We start from the raw sequence: 5,039 nt of genomic DNA on the forward strand, positions 1-5,039 counted from the left end.
AAGGCCGCCTTTTACATCACAAATTTCAGATAGAATAAGCCTGTTCAATGTACTGGTCGAACAGACGGCGTTTAATCAAGCGTTTATTTCCTACCCATAAAACGAACCGGCAATTCTGGTCGTTTGTCAGGTCACGCAATTTATTGATACCAATTCCAGAATAGGCCGCAGCTTCTTCCAGACTTAGATTACTCTTCTCCCAAATAGGGACTTCTTTCATAGGCAGTTACCTCCATAACTATCGTTGTCGCAGCAGTCGCCAAATGGATATGCAAGCATATCCGCTTGGCTCGTTGCCTGCGCAAATGAAATAAGCCAGACAGGAGAGGGTCGGCAACGAAGTCCGGCAACGGGCTTCAAAAAACCTCGAAAACAATCTCTGTCTGGCGGTTAGGTTATTTATTACTTTTTCTTCTATTTTTCTGTTGCTTTGGTTGTCAGAGGGGAGAAAAGCCCGCAGTTACAGTCTTTTTCCGGGCTAATGCCCTGCAACCGGCTCGGCAACGGGATAGCAACGGGGTCGGCAACCGGCTGTGATTTCCCCGGATTTTTCAGAAAGGAAGTTCCATCTGCTCCGGGACTTCCACAAATCCGTCCGGCGTTCTTTTACGCCCGTTGTCAGCGCCCGTTGCCACTCCAAAAGCGTCAGCCGCTTTTGGATTTGATTCCCGTTCCCAGCCCTTCTGTCTGCCGTATCCCTCAAATATCCGGGGATTGGAGAAATACTTCCATCCCGTGATACAGTGGTTCATGATGTCGTTGACTTCCCGGATTTCCCATTGCTTCGGCTCGTCAAGGGGATGGTTCAGGGCTTCCTTGAAAAGCTGCTTGGAGCATACGGCGCTGCCGGTGTAGCGGTCAAGGTACGCCTGTATCATCCCGGCCTTGGTGTCCTCCGGCATGAAATCCCGCTGGTGTTCTTTGAGGTACTGTATCATTTCGGGCGTAAAAGACAGCTTAAAATCGCCGCTTTTGTAGGTTGTCATGGCTTCCGCCCATACCTGTTCGATATAGGCTCTGGAAGCGGCTTCATCGTCCAAAATGTGTACCTCGGCCTGTTCGGGGTAGACCATGACCGGCAGGAAGCGCCGGTTCCCGGAACGGTCAAGGGGCAGGAAGTCCAGCGCATTGGAAGTCCCGCCGAACACGCATTGCCGCAGCCTGTCCTCCGGGTGGGTTTCGTAGGGAATTTTATAGACCTCCTTTTGGCGGCTTAAAAATGATTTGATTTCCTCTATGCTCTTGGCGTTGGCGGTGGCAATCATCTCTGACATTTCAATTATCCAGTGGCCTTGCAACTTTCGGTACACGTTATCATCGTCCAGCTTCCGCAAATCATCGGAAAACCACTCGTCCTTTACGGCCAGCAGCCGGAAGAAGGTGGATTTCCCGGCTCCCTGACCGCCAACCAGACAGAGCATGACCTCAAACTTACAGCCGGGGCAGAAAGCCCGGTGGATGGCTCCCAGCAGGAACAGCCGCAGTGATTGGAAGGTGAAGTTGTCCGTGTCGGCTCCCAGAAAGTGCCGCAGGCAGTAGCGGATACGCTCTTTCCCGTCCCAGACAAGTCCGTTCAGGTAGTCCCGGATGGGATGGTAGCTGTTGGCGTCTGCGGCCAGATCGGCGGCGTCTGCTATCTTTTTCTCGCTGGTCAGGCCGTAGGTCTTTTCCAGATACAGCCGGATATACTTCATGTCCGTGTCGGTCATGGCCTTGCTGCCGGTTCTGCGTTTCCTGCCGATGGGCTTTAGAAGGTCAATGCGCTCGGTCAGGAGATTTTTCGCAACCGCCCCGGAAAGGACGGGGTCATACTGGAACACGGTCAGGCAGTTGTGGATACTGTTCCGCACGCCGCCTTTCTCGGTGCCCTCCAGCAGGGCTTTTACTTCCTCAACGCTCCGGGGCGGGGGTGCGGCTTCGATGGTGTCCGTCACGGCCTGCCGCAGTTCTGGCGGCAAGGTCTGCCATTCTCCGCTCAAGGTTCCTCACTTCCTTTCCGTAGCTGGCAATCAGGGCAGCCCGTTCCCCTATGTCGGAGAACAGCAGCACATCCAGCAGATATTCCACATGGGATTGTTTCTGCAAGGCTTCCACGAAAAGCGGGCGCCATTCTTCCTCCGGTGTCTTGGGGGCATAGTCCCGCTTCCAGCGGCGCAGCAGATTGTGATAGTCGGACAGTACCCGGAAACAATATCGCTCCATACGCTTGAATTGCTGCTCCGGGCTTTCCTGCCGGGGCTGTGGGCGGCGGCTCCTGCCGGGTGGCTCCCTGTCCTCATAGGGGATGGAGAAGTCCTGCGCCAGCATGAGGGCGGCTTCCTTTGGGCTGGCATTTTCCAGACGGGAAACAAAGTCAATCACATCCCCGTCTGCCTGACAGCCGAAGCAATGGAAGCGCCGGTCAACCTTCATGCTGGGGTTTTTATCGTCATGGAAGGGGCAGACGCACATCCCGTTTCTTCCTACCCGGATACCGTAATGCTCAGCGGCCTGCCGGGTGGTAACAGACTGCTTCACGGCTTCAAATACGTTCAATAGGCAAATCCTCCTGAAAATAGAAAAAGCGCCTGTCATTCTCACGGGGAAAATGGCAAGCGCCTGATTGGTTAAAGTTCCATATCCTGTTTTTGCTGGCGGCGGGGCTGCTGGCGTTTCTCTGCCTGTTCCTCCCGGATACGCTGCTCCCGGCCTTTGACTGCCTGCTGGATGGACGGTTTCTTTCCCGGCTCTGCGGTCTGGCGGTACTGCTCGGATGGCAAAACCTGATTGAGCCAGTGGCGCACATCCCGCAAAATTTTCACATCCTCCTGTACGGCAGTCAGCGCTTCCGTCTTGGAAGCGATATTCTCTGAAAGCTGTGCCTGTTCCCCGGCCAGCTTCTTTGTGCTGTACTTCGCCCCATCAAGATGAACCTTGAAATACCGCAGGGCAGCGTTGTAGGCGTCCAGTTCCGCTTTATGGTCGGCGGCAAATTTCTCCTTGGGCTTCTTCCAGCGGATAGCGGCATATTTCGCATGAACCGACTTGTTTGCTTCAAAGTTCCCGATATGGAAAAGCAGCCGGTCAATCTCTTTCACACGTTTCTCCATCGGCCTGATTTCCTCACGGATAGAAACGGCCTGTGCGCTGGCTTCATCCAGATAGGCGTCAAGGCTCTCCACGGTGGAAATCTCTTTCTGCCGCAGGAAGTCAAGGGCTTCCATGACCTTGTTGAAATCTCCAACAGTGCCTTTCAGCTTCCCCTTGGAAGTCCAGCCGGTACGTTCCTCGCTCCGTTTATCCAGATACCGGGAAAGCAGTTCGGGGATGGTCGGCTCCTTTGCCTGTGCCAGTGCTTCCAGCAGCGCCGCCTTTTTCTCTTTCAGGCCGGACAGCCAGCCCTTTAAGCTGCGTACCATCTGCCGGATAGACTGCATGAGGGAATTGGCGGCTTTGATGTCCCGGTTCAGGTTGCCGATGTTGGTCTGTATGCCCTTTTTCTCCAACTGGCTGACCGCTGGCCCCATGTGGACGGTGGGGATTTTATCAATCCCCTGTCGGGCATAGGAGCGAAGGTCAAGGCGCTCCGGGCTGCCGATGGCTTCCAGATAGCGGTTCGCCGTGTCAGCCCAGCCCTGCCGCCATATCTCGGCGTACTTCTGGTCGTTCCAGTCCACGGTGTCCTCCTTGTGGCTTTTCCATCTGCCGGACGCAAGCCGGATACGTTCGCCGTTCTCGTCAAGGTCGTAGACTTTCCGGCTCTTAGGGAGCCACTTGCCCTGTTCATCCATCGCCCGCATGGTAAGAAGGATGTGGGCGTGGGGATTTCCGTCCCCCTTGTCATGGATGGCGAAGTCGGCAATCATGCCCTTGGAAACGAAAAACTCCCGGCAGTAGTCCCGGATAAGGTCGGCGTACTGTGACCGGGGAAGTTCCCTCGGTATGGCAAGCACGAACCTCCGGGCAAGCTGGGAGTTCCATTGTTTTTCGATGGCTTCGGCGGCGTTCCACAAGGTATTCCGGTCTGCGTACTCCGGCGGGGCGTGGGGCGGCAGCATGATTTCAGTGTGGACGATTTCGCTTTTATGGGAATAGTATTTCTGTTTCTGGTCGTATTCGGAAAACAGCCGTTCCCCGCTCTGGTAGGCGGCAGACGCAACGGCTGACTGGCGCTTGCTGCGCTGGATGATTTTTACATCAAAGTGCGGGCATGGCAAGTAATGTCCTCCTTTCTCCCGGTGTCCGGGCATAAAAAGAGCAGGGAACCTGTTTCAAGATTTCCTGCTCGGTGGTGCCGCCGGTGGGCGGCTGGTATTCAGTTTTGAAAATTCGGGTCAGGTTGGCCCGATGATGGATGGCTCGATAAACAGGAATTGTATCGCCTATATATCACAAAAACACATCTCTCAATACTCGTTATAATCCCGTATCTTTTTTACAGTACCGACATAATCATGGGCTGTCCCATTGAAATTCTCAGGATTGATAGGATGATGAATATTGTAAAGAATTCCCGTTTCTCCCGTCCTTCCAAGATCGTTCTCATCCATATGTCTTTCATCAATATGTACTCTAACGATTTCGAGACACACCAAAACATAGTCGTCACCCTCGACAATTTCTTTCTCCCATTTGAAGCGACATTCCAGATTCATAAAGCATTCATCAATCAGAGGAGCATTTACCATTTCTGCTTTAACCGAAGTCAAACCGGCGGCTTTAATTTCATCTATTTCAAAATTGTTATTTTTACAGGTTGACATACACTTATCATACAAATCGGCAGACATGAAATTGATGACAGCTTCACCTGTTTCATGAATTGTTTGATATAAATGTCCATATTTGCTGACAGCGGAAACAATTGCAAAGTAGCCACTTTTTCCCCCCGTAAATGTTGTCCATGACTGCATACAAGCGTTAGGCTGTCCATTGCTTTTATATGAAGTCATTATGTAGAGTGGAGAGGGTACAGAGATAACGAACTCCATCCAATTAAATCCATACATCTCCATCTTTTTCATTGATTCAGGCAACGTGCTGTATTTCTTTTTCATATT

General features: G+C 52.6%; 5 protein-coding genes. All 5 read right to left on the minus strand.

Annotated elements, in window-relative coordinates; genetic code table 11:
• Positions 1-25 precede the first annotated feature (25 nt).
• A complete protein-coding gene (locus FLB61_RS12800; RefSeq protein ID WP_087175101.1) occupies positions 26-220 on the minus strand; it encodes an excisionase in 195 nt (64 codons plus the stop codon).
• Between the two features lie 331 nt (positions 221-551).
• Positions 552-1,922: a virulence-associated E family protein gene (locus FLB61_RS12805; RefSeq protein WP_330625640.1), complete on the minus strand. Its 1,371-nt coding sequence runs from the start codon at positions 1,920-1,922 to the stop codon at positions 552-554.
• The gene (locus tag FLB61_RS12810; protein WP_221920413.1) at positions 1,891-2,535 is read right to left on the minus strand and encodes a CHC2 zinc finger domain-containing protein; all 645 of its coding nucleotides are present in this window, start codon (positions 2,533-2,535) and stop codon (positions 1,891-1,893) included. The genes FLB61_RS12805 and FLB61_RS12810 overlap by 32 nt, the downstream gene beginning before the upstream one ends.
• 71 nt (positions 2,536-2,606) lie before the next feature.
• A complete protein-coding gene (mobQ, locus tag FLB61_RS12815) occupies positions 2,607-4,196 on the minus strand; it encodes a MobQ family relaxase (protein WP_221920414.1) in 1,590 nt (529 codons plus the stop codon).
• Positions 4,197-4,385: 189 nt separating this feature from the next.
• Positions 4,386-5,039 (minus strand): flavin reductase family protein (locus FLB61_RS12820; RefSeq protein ID WP_246599240.1); only part of this gene is annotated, 654 nt, incomplete at its 5' end.

The organism is Sellimonas caecigallum, from assembly GCF_019754295.1.
Classification (GTDB): Bacteria; Bacillota; Clostridia; order Lachnospirales; family Lachnospiraceae; genus Sellimonas; species Sellimonas caecigallum.

Bases quoted from the DNA above. Each gene is read 5' to 3' on its own strand.
- FLB61_RS12800 (WP_087175101.1), bottom strand. From the start codon at position 220: ATGAAAGAAGTCCCTATTTGGGAGAAGAGTAATCTAAGTCTGGAAGAA.